21 protein-coding genes are annotated in these 24,847 nt (G+C 64.0%); 6 read left to right on the top strand and 15 right to left on the bottom strand.

Annotated features, from left to right (window positions below):
- Window positions 1–35 precede the first annotated feature (35 nt).
- Complete coding sequence (locus C7G41_RS26410) at window positions 36–1,211, bottom strand: VWA domain-containing protein (protein WP_106945269.1); 1,176 nt, start codon at window positions 1,209–1,211, stop codon at window positions 36–38.
- Between the two features lie 123 nt (window positions 1,212–1,334).
- Between C7G41_RS26410 and C7G41_RS26405 the strand changes: the two genes are divergently transcribed.
- Together C7G41_RS26405 and C7G41_RS26400 are read left to right on the top strand one after the other, a co-directional pair.
- Window positions 1,335–1,580: a GlsB/YeaQ/YmgE family stress response membrane protein gene (locus C7G41_RS26405; protein ID WP_007613712.1), complete on the top strand. Its 246-nt coding sequence runs from the start codon at window positions 1,335–1,337 to the stop codon at window positions 1,578–1,580.
- Window positions 1,581–1,674: 94 nt separating this feature from the next.
- Entirely contained in the window at window positions 1,675–2,517 is an 843-nt protein-coding gene (locus C7G41_RS26400; RefSeq protein WP_007600695.1) for a MoxR family ATPase, read from the top strand.
- Window positions 2,518–3,641: 1,124 nt separating this feature from the next.
- On the opposite strand, the gene C7G41_RS26390 is transcribed toward C7G41_RS26400, so the two are convergent.
- The 5 genes from C7G41_RS26390 to C7G41_RS26370 form a co-directional block, all read right to left on the bottom strand.
- Window positions 3,642–5,783: an ATP-binding protein gene (locus tag C7G41_RS26390; protein ID WP_158268032.1), complete on the bottom strand. Its 2,142-nt coding sequence runs from the start codon at window positions 5,781–5,783 to the stop codon at window positions 3,642–3,644.
- Window positions 5,784–6,085: 302 nt separating this feature from the next.
- Complete coding sequence (locus C7G41_RS26385; protein ID WP_106945267.1) at window positions 6,086–7,732, bottom strand: GMC family oxidoreductase; 1,647 nt, start codon at window positions 7,730–7,732, stop codon at window positions 6,086–6,088.
- Window positions 7,733–7,748: 16 nt separating this feature from the next.
- Window positions 7,749–8,342, bottom strand: a complete 594-nt coding sequence (locus C7G41_RS26380) for a GNAT family N-acetyltransferase (RefSeq protein ID WP_106945266.1) — start codon at window positions 8,340–8,342, stop codon at window positions 7,749–7,751.
- A gap of 107 nt (window positions 8,343–8,449) precedes the next feature.
- On the bottom strand, window positions 8,450–9,376 hold the full coding sequence (locus tag C7G41_RS26375; protein WP_106945265.1) for an SMP-30/gluconolactonase/LRE family protein: 927 nt from the start codon (window positions 9,374–9,376) through the stop codon (window positions 8,450–8,452).
- Window positions 9,377–9,524: 148 nt separating this feature from the next.
- Entirely contained in the window at window positions 9,525–10,358 is an 834-nt protein-coding gene (locus tag C7G41_RS26370) for an AraC family transcriptional regulator (protein WP_106945264.1), read from the bottom strand.
- Between the two features lie 176 nt (window positions 10,359–10,534).
- Here C7G41_RS26370 and C7G41_RS26365 point away from each other — a divergent pair, with 176 nt between their 5' ends.
- Window positions 10,535–11,638, top strand: a complete 1,104-nt coding sequence (locus C7G41_RS26365; protein WP_106945263.1) for a mandelate racemase/muconate lactonizing enzyme family protein — start codon at window positions 10,535–10,537, stop codon at window positions 11,636–11,638.
- Between the two features lie 9 nt (window positions 11,639–11,647).
- Here the strand turns inward: C7G41_RS26365 and C7G41_RS26360 are convergent, their stop codons facing one another.
- On the bottom strand, window positions 11,648–12,004 hold the full coding sequence (locus tag C7G41_RS26360) for a hypothetical protein (protein ID WP_106945262.1): 357 nt from the start codon (window positions 12,002–12,004) through the stop codon (window positions 11,648–11,650).
- Window positions 12,005–12,185: 181 nt separating this feature from the next.
- Here C7G41_RS26360 and C7G41_RS26355 point away from each other — a divergent pair, with 181 nt between their 5' ends.
- Entirely contained in the window at window positions 12,186–12,410 is a 225-nt protein-coding gene (locus C7G41_RS26355; protein ID WP_106945261.1) for a hypothetical protein, read from the top strand.
- Between the two features lie 279 nt (window positions 12,411–12,689).
- On the opposite strand, the gene C7G41_RS26350 is transcribed toward C7G41_RS26355, so the two are convergent.
- Complete coding sequence (locus C7G41_RS26350; RefSeq protein ID WP_106945260.1) at window positions 12,690–13,346, bottom strand: glutathione S-transferase family protein; 657 nt, start codon at window positions 13,344–13,346, stop codon at window positions 12,690–12,692.
- A gap of 171 nt (window positions 13,347–13,517) precedes the next feature.
- Here C7G41_RS26350 and C7G41_RS26345 point away from each other — a divergent pair, with 171 nt between their 5' ends.
- Entirely contained in the window at window positions 13,518–14,741 is a 1,224-nt protein-coding gene (locus C7G41_RS26345; protein WP_106945259.1) for a polyhydroxyalkanoate depolymerase, read from the top strand.
- 115 nt (window positions 14,742–14,856) lie between these two features.
- Window positions 14,857–15,774: a catalase family peroxidase gene (locus tag C7G41_RS26340; protein ID WP_106945258.1), complete on the top strand. Its 918-nt coding sequence runs from the start codon at window positions 14,857–14,859 to the stop codon at window positions 15,772–15,774.
- Between the two features lies 1 nt (window position 15,775).
- On the opposite strand, the gene C7G41_RS26335 is transcribed toward C7G41_RS26340, so the two are convergent.
- The 7 genes from C7G41_RS26335 to C7G41_RS26305 all read right to left on the bottom strand — a co-directional run bounded on the left by C7G41_RS26335 (window position 15,776) and on the right by C7G41_RS26305 (window position 24,742).
- Window positions 15,776–16,702, bottom strand: coding sequence for an AraC family transcriptional regulator (locus C7G41_RS26335; protein WP_106945257.1), 927 nt, complete (start codon window positions 16,700–16,702; stop codon window positions 15,776–15,778).
- 288 nt (window positions 16,703–16,990) lie between these two features.
- Entirely contained in the window at window positions 16,991–18,859 is a 1,869-nt protein-coding gene (locus tag C7G41_RS26330; RefSeq protein ID WP_106945256.1) for an ABC transporter ATP-binding protein, read from the bottom strand.
- A gap of 9 nt (window positions 18,860–18,868) precedes the next feature.
- On the bottom strand, window positions 18,869–19,795 hold the full coding sequence (locus C7G41_RS26325) for a glyoxylate/hydroxypyruvate reductase A (RefSeq protein WP_106945255.1): 927 nt from the start codon (window positions 19,793–19,795) through the stop codon (window positions 18,869–18,871).
- 12 nt (window positions 19,796–19,807) lie between these two features.
- Window positions 19,808–21,136 carry an FAD-binding oxidoreductase gene (locus tag C7G41_RS26320; RefSeq protein ID WP_106945254.1) on the bottom strand — a complete coding sequence of 443 codons (1,329 nt, stop codon included), beginning with the start codon at window positions 21,134–21,136 and terminating at the stop codon, window positions 19,808–19,810.
- A gap of 58 nt (window positions 21,137–21,194) precedes the next feature.
- Window positions 21,195–22,070 (bottom strand): ABC transporter permease, encoded by an 876-nt coding sequence (locus tag C7G41_RS26315; RefSeq protein WP_106945253.1) that lies wholly within the window; start codon window positions 22,068–22,070, stop codon window positions 21,195–21,197.
- Window positions 22,071–22,072: 2 nt separating this feature from the next.
- Complete coding sequence (locus C7G41_RS26310) at window positions 22,073–23,023, bottom strand: ABC transporter permease (protein WP_106945252.1); 951 nt, start codon at window positions 23,021–23,023, stop codon at window positions 22,073–22,075.
- A gap of 27 nt (window positions 23,024–23,050) precedes the next feature.
- On the bottom strand, window positions 23,051–24,742 hold the full coding sequence (locus tag C7G41_RS26305) for a peptide ABC transporter substrate-binding protein (protein ID WP_106945251.1): 1,692 nt from the start codon (window positions 24,740–24,742) through the stop codon (window positions 23,051–23,053).
- Between the last annotated feature and the right edge of the window lie 105 nt (window positions 24,743–24,847).

Below are 24,847 nucleotides of genomic sequence, written 5' to 3'. Positions count from 1 at the left end.
TTCTCTTCGCTACGCGAGCCCCGGAATGACAACAGCTAGTGCGTCAATTCCTTCATCGCACCCTCGAGCCCCTCGATCGTGATCGGATACATGCGGTTGGCGAAGATGCGTTTGATGATGGTGGTGGATTCCGAATAATCCCAGTGCTTCTGCTGCACAGGATTGAGCCACACCGAATGCGGATAGGTGCGGATGATGCGGTCGAGCCAGACCGAGCCGGGCTCCTCGTTGACGTGCTCGACCGAGCCGCCGGGCACCATGATCTCGTAAGGGCTCATCGAGGCGTCGCCGACGAACACGATCTTGTAGTCGTGCGGGTATTTATGCAGCACGTCCCAGGTCGGGGTGCGGTCGGTGAAGCGGCGCTTGTTCTGCTTCCACACGCCCTCATAGAGGCAGTTGTGGAAGTAGAAATACTCCATGTGCTTGAACTCGCTCTTCGCCGCCGAGAACAGCTCCTCGACCTGCTCGATATGCGCGTCCATCGAGCCGCCGATGTCGAAGAACACCAGCAGCTTCACGGCATTGCGGCGCTCGGGCCGCATGTGCACGTCGAGATAGCCGTGATTGGCGGTCTCGCGGATGGTGGTGTCGAGATCGAGCTCATCAGGCGCGCCGGTGCGCGCGAACTTGCGCAGGCGGCGCAATGCCACCTTGATGTTGCGAATGCCGAGCTCGACATTGCCGTCGAGGTCCTTGAACTCGCGCTTGTCCCACACCTTCACGGCGCGGTTGTTGCGGTTCTTGTCCTGGCCGATGCGGATGCCTTCGGGATTGTAGCCGTGGGCGCCGAACGGCGAGGTGCCGGCCGTGCCGATCCACTTGCTTCCGCCCTGATGGCGGCCCTTCTGCTCCTCGAGGCGCTTCTTCAGGGTCTCCATGAGCTTGTCCCAGCCCATGGCCTCGATCTGCTTCTTCTCGTCGTCCGTCAGGTATTTCTCGGCGAGCTTCTTCAGCCACTCTTCGGGGATCTCGGCCCCTTCCATGGCGTCGAGCAGGCTTTCCAGCCCCTTGAAGACGGTGCCGAAGACGCGGTCGAACTTGTCGAGGTTGCGCTCGTCTTTCACCAGCGAGGTGCGCGAGAGATAGTAGAAATTCTCGACCGAGTAGTCCGCGAGGTCAGCGTCGAGCGCCTCCATCAGCGTGAGGTATTCGCGCAGCGTCACGGGGACCTGCGCATCGCGCAGAGAAGTGAAGAATTGCAGGAACATGGGTGACAGATTGCCCGTCGGGGGGCGAACGTCAAGGGGCGCAGGCCATCGCTCTGCGCCGGACCGGGAGGCTTTTTGCTCTAGAATTGGCGGTCTCGCGGGGTTGTTTTGGGGACGTTTGCAATGGGAATTCTCGCAGCGCTCATCATCGGCGCGATCGCAGGCTGGCTTGCCGGCAAGATTGTCCATGGGGCGGGATTTGGGCTGATCGGCAACATCGTCGTCGGCATCATCGGTGCACTCGTGGCGAGCTGGATTCTGCCTCAACTGCATATCCAGCTCGCAACGGGCACGGTCGGGGCCATCGTGGATGCCACGATCGGCGCGGTGATTGTGCTCGTCATCCTTTCGCTGATAAAACGGGTCTGAAAGCCTGACCGAACCAGGAACGGCCGCCACGCGCGGCCGTTCCCATGTCGCGACCGGGGCCAGCGCCCCGGCCGACGACCAACAAGGACGCGCAATGAAATTTACCGGCACCAAGGACTATGTTGCGACCGACGATCTCAAGGTCGCGGTCAACGCCTCGATCGTGCTGGAGCGCCCGCTGCTCATCAAGGGCGAGCCCGGCACCGGCAAGACGGTGCTGGCGGAGGAAGTGGCGAAGGCACTGAACGCCCCGCTTCTGACCTGGCACATCAAGTCCACCACCAAGGCGCAGCAGGGCCTCTACGAATACGACGCGGTGTCGCGCCTGCGCGACAGCCAGCTCGGCGATGCCCGCGTGTCCGACATCAAGAACTACATCAAGCGCGGCAAGCTTTGGGATGCCTTCACCGCCGAGCAGCGCCCGGTGCTGCTGATCGACGAGATCGACAAGGCCGACATCGAATTCCCGAACGATCTGTTGCTCGAGCTCGACCGCATGGAATTCCATGTCTACGAGACCGGCGAGACGATCAAGGCCAAGCAGCGCCCGATCATGATGATCACCTCCAACAACGAGAAGGAGCTGCCGGACGCGTTCCTGCGCCGCTGCTTCTTCCACTACATCAAATTCCCCGACGCCGACACCATGACCCGGATCGTCGACGTCCACTTCCCCGGCATCAAGAAGCGGCTGGTCGAAGAAGCCCTGCGCATCTTCTTCGAGGTCCGCGAAGTGCCCGGCCTGAAGAAGAAGCCGTCGACCTCCGAGCTGCTCGACTGGCTCAAGCTGCTGCTCAATGAAGACATGAGCGTGGAGCAGTTGCGCGAGCGCGACCCGCGCAAGCTGATCCCGCCGCTGCATGGCGCGCTGCTCAAGAACGAGCAGGACGTGCATCTGTTCGAGCGGCTGGCGTTTCTGAGCCGACGGGAAGTGTAGGTTCGACCCCTCTGAGTTGCGGGCGGGCAATCGGCCAAATCACCGGTGTCATCCTGGCGAAGGCCAGGACCCATACCGCGTGATCCATCGAAAAGACTCCGGGGCATGTACCGCCCACCAAACCACTTCCTGGGGTAATGGGTCCTGGCTTTCGCCAGGACGACGTTGGGGAGACATTTTCTCACTCTCTCTACCTCGTCATTGCGAGCGCAGCGAAGCAATCCAGAATCCCTCCGCAGTGACAGACTGGATTGCTTCGCTGCGCTCGCAATGACGGAGCAAGGGGCATCGACGTCATTCTCCAACTCACATTTCAAATCGCAGACACGCCTTCGCATCCTCGCGACGCATTTCGCCCGAGCTATGCTCTCTCCGTCGCCCCGTAAAAAAGAGGGCGCAGGGAAGGCCGGGTGCCGGCTGGCACCCACGGTCCGCTGTGCGCATGTAGCGCAAAAGGACTGCACAGCGGCATACAGGTGAAGCCCAACACACGGCCTTCCCTGCGCAATGGTTGGACGGCTTATGCCGTGATCTCCCGGGAGCCGAGTTCGTTCTGGCCTCCCTCGCTCCAGCGAAAGTTGCCGACACCACGCCGGTTGACGCGAATGCCGCATCCGCCAAGACTTGGCCGTAGCAACGACGGCCAGGACCACACGGTTTTGCCGTACGCACACAGCGCCGCTCGTCCGCACGAAGCCCCGGGCTCACGGAGAGCAATCCGCCCTGCCCTCGGCCTCTCGTACGCGACGCTGTCGCGTCCACCGCAACCCGGCCCGCGTTTCGAACGACTCGCGAACCGCCCCTCTTCGTCGGGCCGGGCTGCGTCGACTTATGCCGCAATTCCGAATTTCGGTAAAGTAGAATATTTTTGCGAGATGGGATTGACGGCGTGGCGGTGTTTTGCCCGACGGGGCCCCGGCTCAGCAGCACACGCTGGTTGCTTACATAAACTGCGCAGGTCGCGCGGTCCCCGCACGAACTGGCCCAGCCACCAGCGCCCGGACGCACTATGTCGTCACCGCGACACGATGCGCGCCATCAAGCAGGTCTGAGAGTCAGTAGGGCCCAACCAACAAGGAGTTTCGCCTTCCGTGAACGGACATCGCGGATATCATTTAGTATCATTAGCGCTGCGGTAGCCCAGCAACTGAATGGTATGATGTCCTCTCGGTGGCTACTAGCTTCTGCTGGCCTCGTAGAGCGTCTAGAAGTTCTTCGGCCAAGAAGGGCTTGATCAGGACAGCGATACCTTGGGCGGAAATCAGGTTCACCGTTTGCAATCTGGTGTCGCCCGTCATCACGACGGTCGGTAGGTTCCGGCCAAGGGCGACACGCAGGCGCCTAACGGTTTCGATGCCATCCGACGAGCCACGAAGATTGTAGTCACACAGAAGCACATCCGGGCGCAGACCCTGTTCTTTGATTAGTGTCAAGGCCTCTCCCGCCGTTGCAACGATGGTGGCTTCAATCCCTCTCGCCTTCAACAATCTCCGGAGCGCCGAGCGCACGGACGCCTCGTCCTCGATCACGAGAACGCTGCCCAGGAAGGCATCATCGCAAGGACGCACCGGGGACGCCGCTTCCGGCACATTAACGCCGGATTGACCGCGCGGAACCTCGATGAAAAACCGTGTACCTTTCCCCGGCACGGAACGCACTTCAACCCTGTGATCCAGGATTTCTCCAAGCCGTTTGACGATTGCAAGGCCCAGCCCAAAGCCGCCTCGCTCGGCGCCATCGGTGCCTCGGTAGTACTCATCGAATATGTGCGGAAGTTGGTCTTCGGTGATACCGACGCCGCTGTCCCAGACCTCGATGCGAACTTTGTCGCCGACTCGTCGGCATCCAAGCAGGATTCGCCCCCGGTCAGTGTATCGGACCGCATTCGACAAGAGATTGCGGATCATCTCCGCAAGCATGCGGCTGTCGCTGCGGATGATGAGGCCGGAACGCGCAACGCGCAGTCGGAGTCCCCTTGCCTGCACAGATGCGGCGAAATCCTTAGCGAGCGGCTCGAAAATATCACTTAGCGAAAACTCGCTCACGGATGGACGCAGGTTTCCGGAGTCCAGCTTGTTCACATCGAGCAGGCTGGAGAGGATGCTGGTCATGGTATCCAGCGAGCTTCCGATGTCAGCGACAAGATCGCGCGCTTCACCGATTGGCTGATGCGATTCAAGCGCTGCCTGCAGAAGTTTCAGGGTCTGCAATGGCTGGCGCAAGTCATGGCTTGCCGCAGCAAGAAAGCTCGATTTGGCGCGATCGGCCAATTTTGCCGATTCCAAAGCGTCCTGCAATCGGGACTCCCTCTCCAGAATGGCGTCATGGTGAAGCCTGCGCTCGCTAAACAGGGCCGCAAGCACCAGAGCACCTAGGGTGATCGCGAGGATGGTGGCCTGGGCCGTCAGCACACGCTCTCCGGTCGACAGACGTGGGTCCCCGAAAATGCCGATTGTGAAGGTTGTGGTCCAGACGACCGTGGTCGAACAGAAGAACGTGGCAATCGCGGTGAACGCTGGACGAAGGCGGGCTGCGATCCAGATCAGAAGCGGGCAGAGTGCGCCCACCGCCAGCACCGCGGTCCAGGGCTCATTGGGCAAGAAAGCCACCAATGCGCATACGAGGGACACCACGCCTAGGGCCAAAACGCCCTCCGCAGCCTCCCACCGCGGCGGCGGGTTGCGCGCCAAGGACGCCAGCCCGATTGCGAGCGGCGTCACCGCAATAACCCCAATCACGGCAGATGAGAACCAGTGAAACCAGATCACCGCTGGTGACGCAGCCGACCCGTGAAACAGCGCAAATATTGCTATACCACCAAGGCCGGAGACGCTCGTTGCAATACCGGTTACGGCAAATAGTGCCAGTACCCTGCGCAGTTCATTCAACTCGAATGGAGATCCACAAAAGCGGTGAATCAGGCCCGCGATGATGACGACTTCACCGGCGTTCGTGACAGCAAAGAACAGCGAACTCCAGATGTTGCGATCGCCTAGCAGGTTGGCCGCGATCGTTGCAGCTGCCACTCCGAAGACGACAGGCAGCTGTGATGCAGGACCAAGGACAATCAAAATCCCTGAGGCCACTCCCCCCGCTGGCCAGAATACGGCGACACCATCGGTCGGGTCCAGCAATGCAAGGCTCAGCCTCGCGGTAAGAAAATAGGCCAGCGCCACTCCGACAGTCAAAATGCCGTCTGTGCCGCTTGCGAGCGGCGGGCGCGCCAAAATGACCGTCTGTTTTGCAGCAAGCCCCAATGTCTTCACCACTCGTCCGGGCCAATACCCCCGACGTGCAAAGCCTTCCGCGGCCACCGCACGTCACCGATGCGGCGACTATAGCAGTTATTGGGCAAGCATTTCCGCTCAGGCTCTACTGAATTAGTCTCCCTGTAGCGTTTTCGGACCTGACTGGTCTCATTGGCAATGTCCCCTCAAGGGGCTGTAGCAGGCATTCGCAGTTCGGGGCCGCATCTGATCGACTGTCCGGCCTTCGGGACGGCTACCACCAGCGCTCGCGCAGTGACAAAGGGCGGGAACGGCGACGTGCACAAACTGCGTAGTTTGCCTCACGCCACCGCCGCATCCGGCACCCGCGCGGCTTCCATCGGCTGCTTGCCGCGGATGAGGTCGGAGGCACGATCCGCGATCATCATGGTGGAGGCGTTGAGGTTCGCCGAGATCATGCGCGGCATCACCGAGGCGTCGATGACGCGGAGGCCTTCGAGGCCGTGGACGCGCAGTTGGTCGTCGACCACAGCCCAGGTCGAATCTGCCGGGCCCATGCGGCAGGTGCAGCCGGGGTGGAAGGTGGTGGTGCCGCGCTCGGTGGCGGCTGCGAGGAATTCGTCGTCTGTGTTGATGTTGGGGCCGGGGAAATCCTCGTAAGCATAATAGGGCGACAGCGGCGCGCTCTTCAAGAGCCTGCGCGCGAGCTTCATGCCGCCGACGATGACGCGGCGGTCGAGCTCGGCGTCGAGATAGTTGGTCTGGATGATCGGCGGCGCAAACGGATCAGACGAGCGAATGCGGACATAGCCGCGGCTCTCCGGGCGCTGCTGCCAGGAGGCGACCGTCATGCCGGGCTCGTCCTCGAGCTGGCCCTGCACGCCTTCCTTGTAGCTCGCCGGCGTGAAGGTGAGCTGGAGATCGGACGAGTCGGCGCTCTCGCCGGAATGCCAGAAGCAATAGACCATGGTCGGCGACAGCGAGAGCAGTCCTTTGCGCGCGGTCGCCCATTTCAGCGCTTCGATCCATAGCGAGAAGCCGCGGCGGAGCTCGTTGATGGTCTTGATATCCTTCACGCGCGCGACCGTGCGCGGGGCGTAATGGTCCTGCAGGCCTTCGCCGACCGGCAGCGCGTGACGCACTGGGATGCCGTGGGCGCCCAGCAAATCGGGCGAGCCGATGCCGGAGAGCTGGAGCAGCTGCGGCGAATTATAGGTGCCGCCGGAGAGGATCACTTCCTTGTTGGCGCGGACCTCGACCGGCGTGCCGCCGGAGCCGCCCTTCATATAGCGTACGCCGACGGCGCGCTTGCCCTCGAAGATGATCTCGGTCGCGTGCGCGTGGGTGTGCACATGCACGTTGGGCCGCTTCATCGCCGGCTTGAGGAACGCGGTCGAGCCGGAGACGCGCAGGCCCTTGTCGATGGTGCGCTGGCAGTAGGAGATGCCCTCCTGCTTCGCGCCGTTGTAATCGGGGTTGCGGGGGATACCGAGCGAGACCGCGCCTTCCATGAAGGCTTCGCAGAGCGGATCGCGCCAGTTCATGGTGGTGACTGTGAGATTGCCATCGCGGCCGCGATAAATGTCCTCGCCCTCGCCGACCCGTTTCTCCAGCCGCCGGAAGTAAGGCAGCACGTCGGCATAGCCCCAGCCGCGATTGCCCATTTGCGCCCAGGTGTCGAAATCCATGCGCTGGCCGCGATTGTAGATGTGGCCGTTGATCGAGGACGAGCCGCCGAGCGTCTTGCCGCGCGGCGCGTAGATGCTGCGCCCGCCGGTCCAGGGCCCGACCTCCTGCTGGTAGGCCCAGTTGATGCTCTTCATGTGGAAGGTCTTGATGAAGCCGGCCGGCAGATGGATGTAGGGGTGCCAGTCGCTCGGGCCCGCCTCGAGCACGCAGACGCTGGTGTTGGGGTCTTCGCTCAGCCGGCTGGTGAGCACGCAACCGGCGGAGCCCGCGCCGACGATCACATAATCAAATCTGTCCATGGTGCCTCGGCCGCCTCTAGCGCGGCTTGTCGTTGAGTTGATAATTCAAATGCGTTCGCACCGTCGGCCATTCGGCGGCGGTGATGCTGTAGACCACCGTGTCGCGCAGCGTGCCGTTCGGCGCGACCTGGTGGCTGCGCAGGATGCCGTCCTGCTTGGCGCCGAGGCGCTCGATGGCATTGCGGCTCTGGTGGTTGAAGAAGTGGGTGCGGAATTCCACCGCGATGCAGTCCAGGGTCTCGAAGGCGTGGGTGAGCAGTAACAGCTTGCACTGGGTGTTGAGCGGACCGCGTTGCGCGCTCTTCCCATACCAGGTCGAGCCGATCTCGACGCGGCGATTGGCGGCATCGATGTTCATGTAGGTGGTCTGTCCGACGATCTTGCCGCCGGCGTCGAACACCGTGAACGGCAGCATCGAGCCCGCGGCTTGAAGCCCAAGGCGGCGATCGATTTCCTTAGTCATGTTATCAGGCGTCGGGATCGCAGTGTACCAGATGGTGGAGAGATTGCCGTCCTTCACGGCCTCCACCAGCCCCTCGCGATGCTCTTTCGACAGTGGCTCGAGACGGGCGTGCTGTCCGCGCAGGGTGATGGGATCAGGCCAGGGCATCGAATATCTCTCCTTGCGTCACGTCATTGCGAGCAGCGAAGCAATCCAGACTGTCACCGCGGACGCATTCCTGGATTGCTTCGCTTCGCTCGCAATGACGGCTTGGCTCACTTGTTCAGGAAATTCAACGGCAAACCGCCGCGCGGCCAGTCCATGGCGATCAGCTCGCCCTTGCCCGACAGCGTGATGTAGGCGGTCTTCAGCTCGGGGCCGCCGAAGGCGATGTTGGTGGTGACGCGGTCGCCGGTCGGGACCTGCTCGACCAGGGTACCATCCGGCGCGATCACCGAGATGCAGCCGGAGACGAGGGTGGCGACGCAGACATTGCCGTTTGCTTCGACCGCCAGCGAGTCGAACATCTGGTAGCCGCCGAGGCCGCAGATCGGTTTGCCCCGCTCGCCGCGATAGATCACGTCGCGCGGCTTGAGCGTGCCGGGCGCGGAGAGCTCGTAGGCCCAGAGCCGACCCGTCGGCGTCTCCGCGATGTAGACGGTGGCCTCGTCCGGCGACAGACCGATGCCGTTAGCCGGCAATATGCCGTGCACGACCTCGACGATCTCCTTCATGCCGGGCTTGAGATAATACATGCCGCCGACGTCCATCTCGCGCGCGCGGCGCTTGCCGAGATCGGAGAACCAGAGGCCGCCCTGCTTGTCGAACACCAGATCGTTCGGCCCGCGCAGATCGTGCTCGCCGCATTTGGTCACGACGGTTTCGATCTGGCCGGATTGCAGATCGACGCGCTGGATCGAGCCGCCGAGATAATCGTCCGGCTGCGGGCCGGGCATGATCATGTTGCGGGTCGGAATCCAGGAAAAGCCGCCATTGTTGCAGATGTAGATCTTGCCGTCGGGGCCGAGGGCTGCGCCGTTCGGACCGCCCGGAATCTTCGCGACGATCTCCTTGCGGCCGTCGGGATGGATTCGGGTCAGGCGCTGGCCGCGGATTTCCACCAGCACCACCGAGCCGTCCGGCATCACGACCGGCCCTTCGGGAAATTCGAGGTCGGTGGCGAGAACGCGGACGTTGGACATGTGGGACCCTCCCGGCTGCTTGTTATGACTTGTTGTTTTGACTTGCACGGGATGTCCGGCACGGGCCCCCACACGCAAGATTGCCCGCGGTTATGACAAAGTCGCCGGGGCTTGCCAAGCAAGCGGGATGGTATGCCAGCGTTGCGCGCTAATCTCGCACGGGTAGCCAAATCTCCAGGCCGCCATTGCCGGTGGCGGGATCGAATTTCTCGTCGTAGCGTTCGAAGTTCGGCGCATCGGCAGCCTTCAGGCCGGAGGCCGGCAGCCACTGATTCCAGATCGCGTTGACGGTGCGCCTGATCGAGGCGACGTGGTCGGCGTGGGTGAACACCGCATAGCGCTGCTCGGGGATCCGGATACGGCCGAAACGGCGCGGCAGCTCGGAGAAATCGGCGACCTCGACGCCTGCGATGTAGTCGAAATTGCCGGCATCGTCACCGTTGCAGCAGACGCCATAGGCGACCGGTCCAATGCGCGCGGGAATGTCGGCGACCTCCTGATGGAAGCGCTGCCACAGTCCCGGAATGGCCGCGCCGTTGTCGCAGGAGATGCGCTCGTTGATGCCTGCGACGAGGAAGGCCTTTGCGGTTTCGAAGCGCGGGGTGGCGAGCTTGTCGGAGATGGTTGAGTCCATGAGGATCGGCTCCTGAAGACTGAGATGGGCGGTGCATCGCGCGGCCCGCACCGCTTCGGGCGTGGTGCCGAACTGGTCGCGGAACGCGCGGGTGAATGCTTCGTGCGAGCCGTAATCCGCATCCAGCGCCAGCGACAGGATGTCCGGCGCGCCGTTCGCAAGACTGCGCGCCGCCTCGGTCAGCCGCCGCGCGCGCACGTACCGCATCACCGGCAGGCCGGCGGCTGCGGCAAACGCGCGCACGATGTGGAACCGCGACACGCCCGATACCGCAGCGATCTCGTCGAGCGTGATCGGCTCGGCCAGATGGCTCTCGACATACCAGAGCGCGCGTTGGGCTGGGTTCATGGCGTTCTCGTTCGAAGCGCGACCATGATGCAGGGAAGTCCGCAGGTCTCGCTTGATCGGTGTTGCGGTCCCGCGAGAGGATAACGCCGGACCAGCCACTGGCAACGTCCGGGCGTTCATGGCTACACTCGGGACGTCCTTGAAACCGCTCACGAGAAAGCAGGAGGAACCGCGTCATGAAGATCACCGATGTGCGCGCGCACCATATCCGCATCCCCTATGACGCCGGCGTCGCGAGCTTCCGTCAGGGCGCCTCCGCCATCACCGCCCTCGACATGGTGATGGTCGAGGTCAGCACCGACGCCGGGCTAACCGGCTGGGGCGATGCTTTCGCCTATGTCTGCCCCCGCACCACGCGCAGTGCCGTCGAGGAAATGATCGCACCGCAGGCAAGTGGGCTGGAGGTTCCCGATGCCGCCGGGATTCCGGCGGTGATGGAGCAGATCCAGCGCAATCTGCATCTGTTCGGGCGTTACGGCATCACCATGTTCGCGATCTCCGGACTCGACATCGCGCTGTGGGACCTCGCCGCCAAGGTCAAGGGCGTGCCGCTGCACCGCCTGTTCGGCGGCACCAGACGCCCGGCCATTCCGGCCTATGCGAGCCTGTTGCGGATCGGTTCGCCCGACAACATCGCCGCCGAATGCAAGAAGGCGCTGGCGCTCGGCTACGGCGCCATCAAGCTGCACGAGACCACGGCGCCGGCGGTGTTTGCCGCGCGCGCGGCGATCGGACCTGGCATTCCGCTGATGGTGGACATGAACTGTCCGCTGTCAGGCGAGCAGGCGATCGCGTTCGCCAGGACATGCCGGGACGCGCAGCCGATGTTCCTGGAGGAGCCGGTCTGGCCGCCGGAGGATTTTGCGGCGCTCGCCGAGGTCCGCAGCAAGGGCGGACTCGGCGTCGCCGCCGGCGAGAACGCCTGCACGGAATATCAATTCCGTCAGATGATGGAGGCGGGCGCGGTCAGCCACGCCCAGCCGTCGGTGATCAAGGTCGGCGGCATCACGGAATTTCTGAAGGTTGCGGCGCTCGCAGATCGGCTCGGCGTCAAGATCGTTCCGCACTCCCCGTATTTCGGCCCCGGCCTGCTGGCGACCTTGCATCTCCTGGCGGGACGCGACGACGGGTTCGTCGAGATGTTTTACCTGAAGCGCGAGGCCTGCCTCTGGGGCGGCCGTGCCGATGTCGATGCCACCGGCCATGTCGCGGTGCCGACCGGACCTGGACTCGGTTATGAGCCCGACCGCAGCGTGATGGAGCGATATCGCGTCGCCTGAGCGCGGCGGCTATTTCGCCGCATCCTTCGGCGGCGGCGCATCCTGCTTCTTCTTCACATCTTCCGCAATCTTCGCCTGCGCGGCCTGGAGATCGCCGAGCATCTTCTGCAAGCCGGCCACGGTCGTCTTCAACGCATCGATCTGGCGACCAGCGGCGTCCAGCTTTTGCTGGTGATCGAGGTTGAGCTTGGTGATCGTCTTCTGGAGGAAGTCGACGTTGCTCTGGAGGCAGCTGGTGCGGCGCTCCATGGTCTTCTCGACGGTGCAGATCTCGATACCGGGCACGTCCTGCGCGCGGACCGGCGCAATCGCCAGCGCGGCGAGCAGTGACATCGCGAAACAGACGCCGGCGCTTCGAAGCAGCATGCAGGTTCCTCGTCAAATCAATCACGGCAATGTGCGCTTTTTGCACGCAGCCTGTCGAGGCTACCACACTCGTACCGCATTCTCGCGTTGAGCTTGCAGCTGTTCCCTTGGACGGGGAGCGATGATCTGCACGCGGAGGAAATGGGCGCTCCTTCCGCGGCTTTGTTTAGGGGAGTTTTTGATGGCAACGCGCGACAGACGACTGGCTGAATTCGACGGCGCCGGAGAACCGCCGCCTGGCCTTGTAGTCGAAGTGCTGTGTGAGGACCACAGCGGGACGTATCAGCTGCCGTTCGCCTGCCGCTATGTCGAGGGACGCTGGCAGAACCATGCGGCCGGCGTCGCGGTCGAAGCTACCGTCATCGGCTGGCGCGTCCCGCGCATGAAGCATTCGGGCGTGGCCTGAGCACTGATTTCTGTCTCAAAATGCAACGGGGCCGCGTCCCGGCTTAACCTTCGGAACGCGGCCCGAACGAATCACGTCCGAATCAGCCGTAGGGCCCCGTACGCGCCTGTTCACGGCTAGATGTCGCAACCAGCCAGGGCGCACACACAATATCTGCGCAGCGCGCGAGCAGGCCCAGCCCGCCACGGGCGTCAAAAGTTAACGGCTTCAACGACATGACTGCGGGGGTGCGGCGGTTGGATGCGCGCTCCCAAAACAGGCAGATGGCACCCGGCCTGCCTAATATTCGACCTCGAGCTCCTCGATCTCGGCCGGCTCGTCCTTTGCCGCCGCGATCCATTCCTTCATCTCCGGCATGGCCATGATGGTATGGGCATAAGCCTGCAGCTGCGGATCGAGCTTGACGTTGTAGGTCACGAAGCGCGTCACCACCGGGGCATACATCGCGTCAGCCATGGTGCGGGTCTCGCCGAACAGGAAGGGCCCGCCCGATTTCTCCAGGCAGTCGCGCCAGATAGCCCAGACGCGATCGATGTCGGCCTGCGCGCGCGACCAGATCTTGAAGCCGGGGAAGTGCCCCTTCAAATTGACGGGCAGCGAGGCGCGCAAGGTAGTGAAGCCGGAATGGATTTCGCCGCAGATCGAGCGGCAATGCGCGCGCTGAACGCGATCCCTAGGCAACAGCCCGGCATCCGGCATCGCCTCGTTGAGATATTCGGCGATCGCCAGCGTATCCCACACGATCGCACCGTCGTGCCGCAGGCATGGCACCAGGATCGACGACGACAACAGCAGGATTTCGGCGCGCGCCGACGCGTCGTCCGGCGCGGTGACGATCTCCTCGAAATCGAGCCCGGAAAATTTCGTGAGCAGCCAGCCACGCAGCGACCAGGACGAATAGTTCTTGCTGCTGATGGTCAGTGTCGCCTTCGCCATGTGGCCTTCCCTCACGCCTGTGACTCGCACCCCGCCCGGACTCTGCGGGAGTGCGCACCGCCTGTGCTTCCCGCGAAAAGAGCAGCAAGCGACGTGCCAATCTTGAGGACGACCCCTCCTGGATTTGGCTCCGATATTGCATAGCAACACGGGACAGGTGGGCGTTTCAGTATGATGTCGATGTATTATCAGGCCTTTCAGAACCATATGGACCTGACGGCGCCGTGGCGGTCGGGGGCTTCGTCAGCACTCAAATTCCTCAATCTGGTGCCGCAGGGCTTGTCGGATCAGGTCGTCGGCCGGCTGTCGGCCGCGCTGGAGCTGATCTCCCGCTCCACCCTCACCTATCACCGCCCCGCCTACGGCATCGACAGCGTCATGGTCGGCAATCGCGAGGTCGCCGTGACCGAGGAGATCGCTTACGCGACCCCGTTCGGCTCGCTGCTGCGTTTCAAGAAGGAGGGCGTGGGCGAGCAGCCGCGCATGCTGCTGGTGGCGCCGATGTCCGGCCATTTCGCGACGCTGCTGCGCGGCACCGTGAAGACGCTGCTCCAGGATCACGACGTCTACATCACCGACTGGCACAATCCGCGCGACATTCCCCGCAGCGAGGGCCGTTTTGGGCTCGACGACTACACCGAGCATCTCATTGACTTCCTCGGCCAATTGGGCCCGCGCCCGCATATGGTCGCGATCTGCCAGCCCTCGGTCTCGGCGCTCGCGGCCGCCGCGATCATGTGCGAGGGCAACCATCCTTCGCGGCCGGCGACGCTGACGCTGATGGCCGGGCCGATCGACACGCGCATCCTGCCGACCAGGGTCAACGAATTCGCCAAGAGCAGGCCGATCGACTGGTTCGAGCAGAACCTGATCAACTACGTGCCGATGCAGTGCCGCGGCGCGCTTCGGAAAGTCTATCCCGGCTTCGTGCAGCTCACCGCCTTCGTCTCGATGAATCTCGAGCGCCACATCAAGCAGCACATCGATCTCGCCGATCACATCGCGAAGGGCGAGAAGGAGAAGGCGGCCAGCATCAAGACGTTCTATGACGAATATTTCGCCGTGATGGACCTGCCGGCGGAATTCTACATCGAGACCGTGCGCGACGTGTTCCAGGAGCACCTTCTGCCCCAGGGCAAGCTGATGCATCGGGGGCGTCCGGTGAACACCAAGGCCGTCAGCCGCATGGGGCTGATGACGGTCGAGGGCGAGAAGGACGACATCTGCTCGATCGGCCAGACGCTGGCCGCGCAAGACCTCTGCACCGGCGTGCGCGCCTATCGCCGCGTCCACCACATGCAGGCCGGCGTCGGCCATTACGGCGTGTTCTCTGGCAAGCGCTGGAACAACGAGATCTACCCACTGCTGCGGGATTTCGTGCACGTGAACTCCTGAAGCGGCGTCAAAATTTCCACAGCAGGATCGGACAAGGCAGCGCGGCTTTGGGAAAGACGCCGGCGCTTCACCAGACCTAAAACCTGGACATGCCGCTCGCGCCGAAGGCCAAGCCATGTCCGAACTTCCCACCCCCGCTGCAACACCCGCCGCGATCGTCGATGCATTGAAGGCGGTAGCAGGCAATCCGCCGAAGGTGCGCGCGAGCTTCGCCAAGGGGCGATGCGTGCGCGGCACCTATGCCCCGTCCGACCGCGCGGCAGAGATCACGCGATCGCTGAGCTTCACAAAACCGTCGCGCGTTCTAGCGCGCTTCTCCGTCGGCGGCGGCAATCCTGGGGTGTCCGACACCAACAATCTCGTGCTGCGCGGCTTCAGCTTCAGGCTTGGCGACGATACGGACATCCTGACGGAAACCGCGCCGGTGCATTTTGCACGGACGCTCGACCAGATGCTCGCCTTCCTCGAGGCGCGTATTCCGGGCGCGGACGGCAAGCCTGACAGCGAGAAGGTCCGCGCCTTTTCCGCGGCCAACCCTGAAACGCTGAATCAGGCGAAGTACGTTGCGGCACGCCGGCTGCCCGGCAGCCTTGCCGGCACGACCTATTGGGGCGTGCACGCCTTTCCCGCGACGAACGCCAGGGGTGAAACCCGCTTCATCAAGTTCAAGGTCGCGCCCGTCGTCTGCGACGTCTCATTGAGTGAGGACGAAGCCAGGACGAAGTCGGCTGATTTCCTGCATGAGGATCTCGCGCGGAGGATCGCAGCCGGCGATGTCCGCTTCAATGTGATGGCCCTGCTCGACCGTCCCGGCGATCCCATCATGGACGTGACCCTGCGATGGCCGGACGAAGACAACCGCGAGCAGGTGCGGCTGGGGACGATCGTCATCACCAGCCTCGAGGCCAATGAGGCCTGCGACGGCGCCATCTTCAATCCGGTCAATCTTGCGGACGGCATCGGCCATCCGCCGGACGAGATCTTTGCGGCGAGGCGCTCGTCCTACACGATCTCGCTGGCGAAGCGCCGGTAATTCAAGTCTTGTCCCGTCCGCCATCCGTTTCACGGCGCCACGCGCCCGGACTGACGCCGACCATGGACGAGAACACCCGTGTGAAATGGCTCTGATTGGCAAATCCAGCCGAGATGGCAATCTCGGACAACGGCAGGTCGCGGACCGACATCAGTTGCTTGGCCGCCTTCACGCGCTGCTGGAGCAGCCATTGATGCGGCGGCAGGCCGGTGGAGATCCGGAATGCGCGTGAGAAGTGGCTGACCGAAAGGCCGAGCTCGGTCGCGATCAGCTGCAGCGCGATCTTGCCCGAGAGATCGGAATCGAGCCGGTCACATGCACGCTTCACTTGCCATGGCGCGAGACCGCCGCGGCTCGGTTCTGCGGCCGGCTTCAGCCCGCCATAGGTCTGGGCGACATGGGCGGTGAGCGCGAGCATCATGTGATCGACGAAAAGCTGGTTGGTCTCGTCGGGCCGACACAGTCCTTGCCGCAACGAGGCGCCGACATGTCGAACGACCTCGTCGTCATGACCGACACCGGGCTCGTAGCTGAGCTCACCAACGCGCGGCCCGCCCGGCTGCCTGGCAACACCTTTGAGCGCCGAGCGCGGCAAATAGAAGAAGAGCGAGTGAAAGGGCTTGTCGATCACATAGCGCGGGTCGCGCTTGAGGTCGTACAGATAGGTCGCACCTGCGCGAACATCCGCCTTGGTGACACAGCGGCCCTCCTCCCAACATTCGCAATCCGGATAGTCGCGGAGTTTCAGGCTGACGAGATAGGCATCTTCCGCAGCCAGCGAGCCGGAAATATCCGATGTCGGATCGTCGTTGCGGACTTCGGTGACCGCGAGCTCGGCGCTGTGCAGCGAACGCGTGATCAGGACCGGTGCTTGCTCGGAGCGAAGGCCCTGCCCGAGCCTCTGCCCGTAGACGCCTGCTTGTGTCATTCTAGTAAATCCATCCGTAAAGGCACGTCTTCGCCGGCCTTCCCGAGACCCGCGCATTATCGGAGATCGCCGGCCGACGGTCCAGCTGCAGCGCATAACACGAAGCTGGTGCGCCCGGCCGTCGCACCGGATCGCGCCGCGATGATTTCATTGTGATTTCAGCGTGATGTCACACGCCCGGCAGGGCGAAGGACAACACCGTTGACCTGCCCGGCAGATGGCTGCGCAATTTCATCGTGCATTTTGGAAATGTTGCGCAGACAGCGCCTGCGCTCGGCCTTCGTCGCGTCAGGCGGACCATTCCTCGCCCCAGACCTGTACGACGTGGCCCGGCGACACTTCGCGATATTGCCGAACGGGCGGCTGGTAGTCGGGCGCGCGCACCGGGCTTCTGATCTCGTCGTTCGCTACCTCGCGCCTGGTACCGCGGCGCGCTGGATCGGGCACCGGCACGGCCGCCATCAGCTTCTTCGTATAGGGGTGCTGCGGATTGCCGAACAGGGCCGCGCGCGGACCGGTCTCGACGATCTCACCGAGATACATCACCGCAACGCGATGGCTCATGCGCTCGACCACCGCGATGTCGTGGGAAATGAAGAGATAGGCAAGTCCCATGCTGGCCTGAAGGTCCAGCATCAGATTGACGACCTGCGCCTTGACCGAAACGTCGAGCGCCGAGACTGCTTCGTCCGCGACGATCAGCTTCGGTCCGAGCGCGAGCGCGCGGGCAATGCAGATGCGCTGGCGCTGGCCACCCGAGAATTCGTGCGGAAAGCGCGCGGCCATGTCGGCGGTGAGACCGACGCGAACGAGCAGGTCGGCGACCCTCTCCCGCGCCTGCGATGCCGTGGCGAGCCCGTTGGCGAGCAATGGGGCCGCAATCGCCGTTCCCACCGACATGCGCGGGTTGAGGCTCGCGAACGGATCCTGAAACACGATCTGCATCTGCTTGCGAAAGTCACGCAAGGTGCGGGCATTCATCGCCAGCACATCCTGCCCGTCGATCAGAACGGTGCCGCTGTCCGGCTCCGTCAGCTTGAGAATGGAGCGGCCCGTCGTCGACTTGCCGCAGCCGGATTCGCCGACCAGCGCCAGCGTCTCCCCGGCGCGCAAGGTGAAGGAGACGTTCTCGACCGCATGGACGCGGCCCGAGACCTTGCCGAACAGACCCGAGCGGATTGGAAAGCGCGTGGTGAGGTTGGAGACTTCGAGCAGCGGTCGCTCGGCAATCGAGACCGTATCGGGCGTCTCCGCCGGCTCGTCCGAGGTTCCCGTCAGCTTGTCGACGATCGGAAAACGCATCGGCCGCGTCCGCCCGTCCATCGAGCCGAGGCGTGGTACGGCGGCGAGCAGTGCCCTTGTGTAGGGATGCGAAGGGGCTGCGAAGATGCGCGCGGTATGGTCGGTCTCCACCGCCTGGCCGCCATACATCACCACGGTGCGGTCCGCGATCTCGGCCACCACGCCCATGTCGTGGGTGATGAAGAGGATCGACATCTCCTCTTCCTGCTGAAGCTCCTTCAGAAGCTCCAGGATCTGGGCCTGGATCGTGACGTCGAGCGCCGTGGTCGGCTCGTCGGCGATCAGCAGCCTCGGCTTGCAGGCCAGCGCCATCGCGATCATCACGCGCTGGCGCATGCCGCCGGAGAAACGATGCGGATGCTCGTGGAAGCGCGATTTCGCCGCAGGTATCCGCACGCGGTCGAGCAGGCGAATGGTCTCGACCTCCGCCGCCGCGCGCGACAGGCCGCGGTGCTGGATCAGCGCTTCCGCAATCTGGAAGCCGACGGTCAGCACCGGATTGAGGCTCGTCATCGGCTCCTGGAAGATCATGGCGATTTCGTTGCCACGAACATCCTTCATGCTCGCTTCGGGCAGCGTCAGCAGGTCGCGACCGGCAAGCCGGACGCTGCCTTCGACGCGGCCGTTCTCCTTCGGAATGAGCCGCATGATCGAGAGCGCGGTGACGCTCTTGCCCGAACCGGACTCGCCGACGATCGCCACGGTTTCCCGCGAAGCAATATCGAACGACACGTCGCGAACGACGGGAATCCATTGCCGCTCGCGCAGGAAGCACGTGGTGAGGCCTGAGACCGACAGCACGGGCGCCTGCGCGCCGGCGGCGACGTGGTCAGGTATGCTTGCGCCCATACTCATGCCGATGTCCTAATAGCCACGACTACGATCGACACGCCCCGGCAAATCCTCGCCGCGGCGGTGGCGTGCAATCACGTCCAGCACGAAATCGACCGCCGTATCCGGCGCGGTCATGCTGGCATTGTGCGGCGTGACCAGGATGCGCGGGTGGCTCCAGAAAGGATGCCCCGCAGGCAGCGGCTCCGGCTCGGCGACATCGAGGACGGCACCCGACAACGCGCCACTGTCGAGCGCCGCGAGAAAATCAGCTTCGACCAGGTGCGGGCCACGCCCGACGTTGACGAGCGACGCGCCGCGCGGCAGGCGCGCGAACAGATCTGCATTCAGGATGCCGCGGGTCTCGTCGGTCAGAGGTAACAGGCAGACGAGAATGTCGGTCTGCGCAAGGAAACCCGGCAACGTCTCCATGCCAGCGTAACAGGTGACTCCGTCGATCTCGCGCGGTGAGCGGTTCCAGCCGAGAAGCGGAAAGCCGAATGCCGTGAGGCGTTCGACCACGGCCTGACCGAGCTGGCCGAGCCCCATCACGCCGACGCGACGACGTTTGGCCGGCGTGATCCGGATCTCGCGCCAGACCTGCGCCTTCTGCTGAGCGATGAAGTGCAGGAGATCACGATGCAGGGCCAGCACAGCCATGGTGACGTATTCGACCATGGTCTCGGCGATGCCCGGCTCTAGCATGCGCACGAGCGGAATGTGCGGCGGAACTTTTGACGCGTCAAACTGGTCCACACCCGCACCGACCGAGAAGACGAGTTCGAGATTGGGGAAAGTCGTCGCGATGTCGTCCGGCGGCACCCACGCCACGAGATAGCGGACGTCGGCGGGATCGCCGATGTCGGGCCAGAGCCGGAACGGCACATCGGGCGCGCGCTCGGCGAAGAAGCCCGCCCACTCCGCGCCGCGAACAATGTTGGCCTTGTAGAGAACCGTCATCCCGCCAAACCCTCAGAACGGGCTGACCGGCGCGAGCCGGCGGCCGTCGATCAGGCGCTTGTGGCTGTAGGCCGCGGGATCGACCAGCGGCGTCGCGCCCGTCACGATGTCGGCGGCGAGCTTGCCGGCCGCAGGACCGATGCCAAAGCCGTGGCCGGAGAAGCCGGTGGCGAGGAAGAAGCCGGGCATGGCGTCGACCGGCGAGATGACCGGAATGGTATCCGGCGTGCAGTCGATCGTCCCGCCCCAGGCTTCCGCGATCTCGATGTCCTTCAATTCAGGGTTCGACTTGATCAGCGAAGCGAGCGCGGCATTGACCAGCGACATGTCAGGCGCGGGATCGCGCACCCGCTCGGTCTCGAACGGCGACGGCTTGTCCAAGCTCCAGCTCGTGCCCCGCATGAGCTGGTCGAAGAAGGATTTGCCGAACGACAGTTTCAACCCGTTCTTGCGATGACGATAGGTCGGCCAGAAGGTCCGCGCGTAGCGGAACAGATCGGGCGACAGTTCGACCGTACCGCGATTGCGCAGCGCCAGCGTAAAGCCGCCGTCGAGCCGGCGGCGGATGCAATAGAAGTCGGTGCCGAGCGCGCCGGAGGTGATCTCCGGTCCCGGCGTGGTCCGGCACGCGGTGGCGTTGACGAGGCCGATCGGCAGCTCGATGCCGTGGCGTCGGCAGAACAGCGACGACCACGCTCCGCCGGACAGCAGCACCGATTGCGTGCGAATGGTGCCCTTCTCGGTGACGACGGCGCTCACCCGGCCGCCCTGCGTCTCCAACCCGCGCGCGGCGCAGCCCTGATGAATGGTGACGCCGTGTTTTCGCGCGGCGGTCGCAAGCGCCGGCACGGCCATCGAGGGCTCGGCGCGCCCGTCGCTCGGCGTGTGCAGGCCGCCGACCCATGTCTCGGAATTGCCGGGCAGACGCTCGGCGACCTCGGCGGGCGTCAGGACGGTCGAGTGCACCTGCATCTCGCGCGCCGTTGCGGCCCATCGCTCCCAGCTGGCGAGCTCATCCTTGCTCTTGGTCAGGAACAGCACGCCGGTACGGCGGAAGCCGGCATCGACGCCGGCATCGTTCTGCATGTCCTCCCACAGGCGCAGCGCCTCGCGGGCCAGCGGGATCTCCTCACGCGCGCGACCCTGCTGGCGGCACCAGCCCCAATTGCGGCTCGACTGCTCGCCGCCGACATGGCCCTTCTCGACCAGGGCGACGGAGAGGCCCTTCTTCGCGAGATGATAGGCCGCGGAGACGCCGATGACGCCGCCACCGATGACGACGACATCAACCTGCGCTGGCAGGCGCTCGTCACTGTTTATACGGGTGAGCGGCGGGGACATGGGAGACTCCAGATATTCAGTTCGATCGAGACAGCTCGGCTCGTCGCCAGTTTGCAGATCATGGGATGTTCATCCGCGGGTCGAGCGCGTCGCGCAAGCCGTCGCCGAGGAAGTTGAAGCTCGTCACCGCCAGCGTGATGGCGAGGCCCGGCGCAATCGCGAGCCAGGGCGCGCTGGTGAGATAGATCTGCGCGTTGTTGAGCATGTTGCCGAGGCTCGCGGCCGGCGGCTGGATGCCGTAACCGAGATAGCTGAGATAGGATTCCAACAGAATTGCCTTGGCGACGTTCAGCGTCGCCGCCACCACGATCGGCGCAATCGCATTCGGTACGAGCTCGCGGAACATGATCCGCAGGTTCGACGAGCCGAACGCGAGTGCAGCCACCGCAAACTCGCGTTCCCGCAGCGAGCGCACCTGGGCCTCGACGACGCGGGCCACCCACATCCAGGCGGTTGCCGCGATCAGCACCGTGGTGGTGACGAAGCCGGGCTCGATGAGCGCCGCGAGCGCAAGCAGCAGGAAGATGGTCGGAAAGCACAGCATGGCATCGACGAGCCGCATCAGCACCGCGCCGACCACGCCGCCATAGAAGCCGGCGAAGGCCCCGACGGCGATGCCCACCGCCATCGCGATCACCATCGCGACGAAGCCGATCGACAGCGAGACACGCGCGCCCATCATCAGCCGCGCCAGCACGTCGCGGCCGAGCTCGTCGGTGCCGAGGATGTGCGCGCCCGACAGCGGCGGTGCAAACCGCTTCATGATGTCGATATAGGTGTCGTCGAACGGCAGGAGGTACGGGCCGAATGCCGAACCGAGGATGAGAAGAAGAATGATCAACGCGCCCGCGAGCGCAAGGCGATGCCGGCGGAAGCGCCGCCACGCCGCCTGGCCGGGCGCAAGTTGATTGGTGGAGAGAGCGGCAGTCGTCATGCCTAGCCCACCCGGATGCGCGGATCGACGACGGCATAGAGGATGTCGGCGAGCAGCGACCCGATCAGCACCATGATCGCCGAGAACATCAGGATGCCCATCACCACGGGATAGTCGCGGTAGCCGATGGAATCGAGGAACAGCCGGCCCATGCCGGGCCAGGTGAACACGGTCTCGGCGACCAGCGCACCACCCAGCAGCGTCGGAAACTGAAGGCCGGCCACCGTGATCATCGGCAGCAGCGCGTTCCGCAAGGCGTGAACCGTAAGGATCCGCCATTCCGGCATGCCCTTGGCGCGCGCGGTGCGGATGTAGTCCTGGTTGATGACCTCGAGCATCGAGGAGCGCATGAAGCGGCCCCACATCGCGGTCTCGACCAGCGCCAACACCAGCGCCGGTGCAATGAGATGATGGAGGAGATCGAGCAGGGAGCCGTCGCCGACGGTCTGCCGGTTGCCGGCCGGAAGCCAGCCGAGCTTCACCGAGAACACGTAGATGGTGACGAGGCCGAACCAGAAGGTCGGGATCGACAATGCGATCATGGCGCCGACGGTCGCCAGCGAATCGAACAGCGAATAGCGGCGCAGCGCACCGAGCACGCCGATCCAGCAGCCGAGCAGGACGGCGATGATGGTCGCCGTCGCCATCAGTTCCAGCGTGGCGCCAAGATGCGACGAGATCACCGCCAGCACCGCCTCGCCGTCGCGATACGAGCGGCCCCAATCGCCCCTCAGCATACGGCCGAACCAATCGAGATACTGGATCGGCAGCGAACGATCGAGGCCAAGCTGCCGGGTGACGCGATCGAGGTCCTCCTGGGTCATCTGCGCGGACGCCGCGAATTGCGAGAGCGGGCCGCCGGGCGCCAGATGCAGGATGGCGAAGCCGATCGCGGACACGATCACCAGCAACATGATCGCCTGCGCCAGGCGATTGGCGACGTAACGGGCCATCTCAGGCGATCTCGCGCACCTGAACCATCAGGCCCAATACCATTCGCGGATGTTCCAGCAGTTGATCGACATGTTGATGTTGGGACGGAAGCCTTGCAGCCCTTCCTTCACGCCTTCGGCGATGAAGCCCTGGAATAGCGGCAGGATCGCGAGGTCGTCGCGGATGAGCTTTTGCAGATTGCCATAGGTCGTCTTGCGCTGCGCCTGATCGAACTGCTTGGCGCCTTCTGCGAGAAGCCGATCCGCCTCCGGGTTGCGATACTGATAGGTGTTGTAGCCGCGGCCACCCTTGGCGGGAATGGCGCCGGAGCCGAAGCGGGGCGTCACGTCGGGGTCGCTGCCGAGCATGAAATTCACCCCCACGATCACCGAGTTGAATTTCGACTGCTGCCAGAAGTCGCCCCAGATCACGGCGGCCGGCATGTTGTTGACGCGCATCGCCGCACCGATCGCGCGCCAGTCCTGGATCAGCAGCTGCTGGGTCTGCTCGCGCACCGCGTTGCCCGACGTCGTGGAATTGGTGAACTCGAGCTTGACGCCGCCCTTCTCGCGCACCCCGCCGGCGCCGCGAACCCAACCGGCCGCATCGAGCAGCGTGTTGGCCTTGGCCGGATCGTATTTGTGCTGCGGCAGTCCCTGCTGGAACGACCAGGCCTGCTGCGGCACGAAGCTTTCTGTCTGCGACGGCAAGCCGTAGTTCAGCGCGTCGATGATCGCCTGCTTGTTGATCGCGAGATACAGCGCCTCGCGCACGGTGCGGTCCGCCAACGCGCCGAACTCCAGATTGGGCGCGATGTGCTCCACCGACGACGTCGAGGAGACGAAGATCTTGCGACCCTTCAGCGTCTTCGCCTCCTGCACGAAGTTCGGCAGAATGCCTTGCAGGCCGGTGTAGTCGACCTGCCCGGTGCGGAACTGGGTGTAGAGCACGGTCAGGTCGGGAATGTACTTGAACACCACGCGCTCAACGTAAGGTCCCTTGCCGTGATAGCCGGTATGGGCATTCAACTGAATGTGGTCGCCCGGCACGCGCTCGCCCCAGCGGAACGGTCCGGTGCCGACAGGCGCGTTGTGGAACGGCGAGGCATTCGGATCGGTCACCTTCTCCAGGATGTGCTTGGGCACGATGAAGGTCAGCGATCCCAGGATCGACATATAGGGCGAATAGGGAGCTTCCATGCGCCAGTGAATCTCATCGGCCGCGACGACCTTGATGTCCTTCACGAGGCTATGGCCGACGCGGCTGCGCGCGCGGAAATCGGGATTGTTGATCAGCTCGAGCGAGAACTTCACGTCCTCGGCCGTGAACGGCGTGCCGTCGTGCCATTTCACGTCGCTGCGGAGTTTGATCTTCCAGGTCAGGCCGTCGGCGGACAGTCCGCCATTCTCGATGGTCGGGACTTCGCGGGCGAGGTCCGGAACGAACTTGCCGTCGGGATCGATGAACCAGAGCGGCGAGAACACCTGCCACCAGATGCCCTGATCGACTTCGATGCCCGGCATCAGGGGATGAAAGACCGTCGGCTCCTGCGACAGCGCCGCGATCACCTGTCCGCGCGGCTTGTCCGGCGGATTGGTCGGGCGTTCGGTCTGCGCAAATGCGTTGCCTGAAAGCGTCCATCCCGCCGCGGCCCCGGCCCCGAGCTGGAAGAGCTGACGGCGATTCGGAATGCCGAGATGCAGTGCCCCAACGCCGAACTTCCCGGTGTCGTCCGCCATGACCACTCTCCGTTGTCGCACGCGGCACCGACTCCCGCGCCCCCGAGATCCCCGGCAAAGGGACAGGAGTGGGCTTTAGTGCTTCTAAACTTTTCTATCAAAAGT

Source organism: Bradyrhizobium sp. MOS002 (assembly GCF_003020115.1).
Taxonomy (GTDB): Bacteria; Pseudomonadota; Alphaproteobacteria; order Rhizobiales; family Xanthobacteraceae; genus Bradyrhizobium.
The sequence above is the reverse complement of the archived record's forward strand: the minus strand, read 5'-3'. Positions and strand labels throughout refer to the sequence as shown.

Excerpts from the sequence above, each read along its gene's own strand:
- C7G41_RS26345 (WP_106945259.1), top strand. The coding sequence starts at position 13,518 with ATGATGTCGATGTATTATCAGGCCTTTCAGAACCATATGGACCTGACG.
- C7G41_RS26335 (WP_106945257.1), bottom strand. The coding sequence starts at position 16,702 with ATGACACAAGCAGGCGTCTACGGGCAGAGGCTCGGGCAGGGCCTTCGC.
- C7G41_RS26355 (WP_106945261.1), top strand. The coding sequence starts at position 12,186 with ATGGCAACGCGCGACAGACGACTGGCTGAATTCGACGGCGCCGGAGAA.
- C7G41_RS26305 (WP_106945251.1), bottom strand. The coding sequence starts at position 24,742 with ATGGCGGACGACACCGGGAAGTTCGGCGTTGGGGCACTGCATCTCGGC.
- C7G41_RS26375 (WP_106945265.1), bottom strand. The coding sequence starts at position 9,376 with ATGTCCAACGTCCGCGTTCTCGCCACCGACCTCGAATTTCCCGAAGGG.
- C7G41_RS26325 (WP_106945255.1), bottom strand. The coding sequence starts at position 19,795 with ATGACGGTTCTCTACAAGGCCAACATTGTTCGCGGCGCGGAGTGGGCG.
- C7G41_RS26365 (WP_106945263.1), top strand. The coding sequence starts at position 10,535 with ATGAAGATCACCGATGTGCGCGCGCACCATATCCGCATCCCCTATGAC.
- C7G41_RS26405 (WP_007613712.1), top strand. The coding sequence starts at position 1,335 with ATGGGAATTCTCGCAGCGCTCATCATCGGCGCGATCGCAGGCTGGCTT.
- C7G41_RS26340 (WP_106945258.1), top strand. The coding sequence starts at position 14,857 with ATGTCCGAACTTCCCACCCCCGCTGCAACACCCGCCGCGATCGTCGAT.
- C7G41_RS26350 (WP_106945260.1), bottom strand. The coding sequence starts at position 13,346 with ATGGCGAAGGCGACACTGACCATCAGCAGCAAGAACTATTCGTCCTGG.
- C7G41_RS26310 (WP_106945252.1), bottom strand. The coding sequence starts at position 23,023 with ATGGCCCGTTACGTCGCCAATCGCCTGGCGCAGGCGATCATGTTGCTG.
- C7G41_RS26315 (WP_106945253.1), bottom strand. The coding sequence starts at position 22,070 with ATGACGACTGCCGCTCTCTCCACCAATCAACTTGCGCCCGGCCAGGCG.
- C7G41_RS26330 (WP_106945256.1), bottom strand. The coding sequence starts at position 18,859 with ATGAGTATGGGCGCAAGCATACCTGACCACGTCGCCGCCGGCGCGCAG.
- C7G41_RS26370 (WP_106945264.1), bottom strand. The coding sequence starts at position 10,358 with ATGAACCCAGCCCAACGCGCGCTCTGGTATGTCGAGAGCCATCTGGCC.
- C7G41_RS26400 (WP_007600695.1), top strand. The coding sequence starts at position 1,675 with ATGAAATTTACCGGCACCAAGGACTATGTTGCGACCGACGATCTCAAG.
- C7G41_RS26410 (WP_106945269.1), bottom strand. The coding sequence starts at position 1,211 with ATGTTCCTGCAATTCTTCACTTCTCTGCGCGATGCGCAGGTCCCCGTG.
- C7G41_RS26385 (WP_106945267.1), bottom strand. The coding sequence starts at position 7,732 with ATGGACAGATTTGATTATGTGATCGTCGGCGCGGGCTCCGCCGGTTGC.
- C7G41_RS26320 (WP_106945254.1), bottom strand. The coding sequence starts at position 21,136 with ATGTCCCCGCCGCTCACCCGTATAAACAGTGACGAGCGCCTGCCAGCG.
- C7G41_RS26360 (WP_106945262.1), bottom strand. The coding sequence starts at position 12,004 with ATGCTGCTTCGAAGCGCCGGCGTCTGTTTCGCGATGTCACTGCTCGCC.
- C7G41_RS26380 (WP_106945266.1), bottom strand. The coding sequence starts at position 8,342 with ATGCCCTGGCCTGATCCCATCACCCTGCGCGGACAGCACGCCCGTCTC.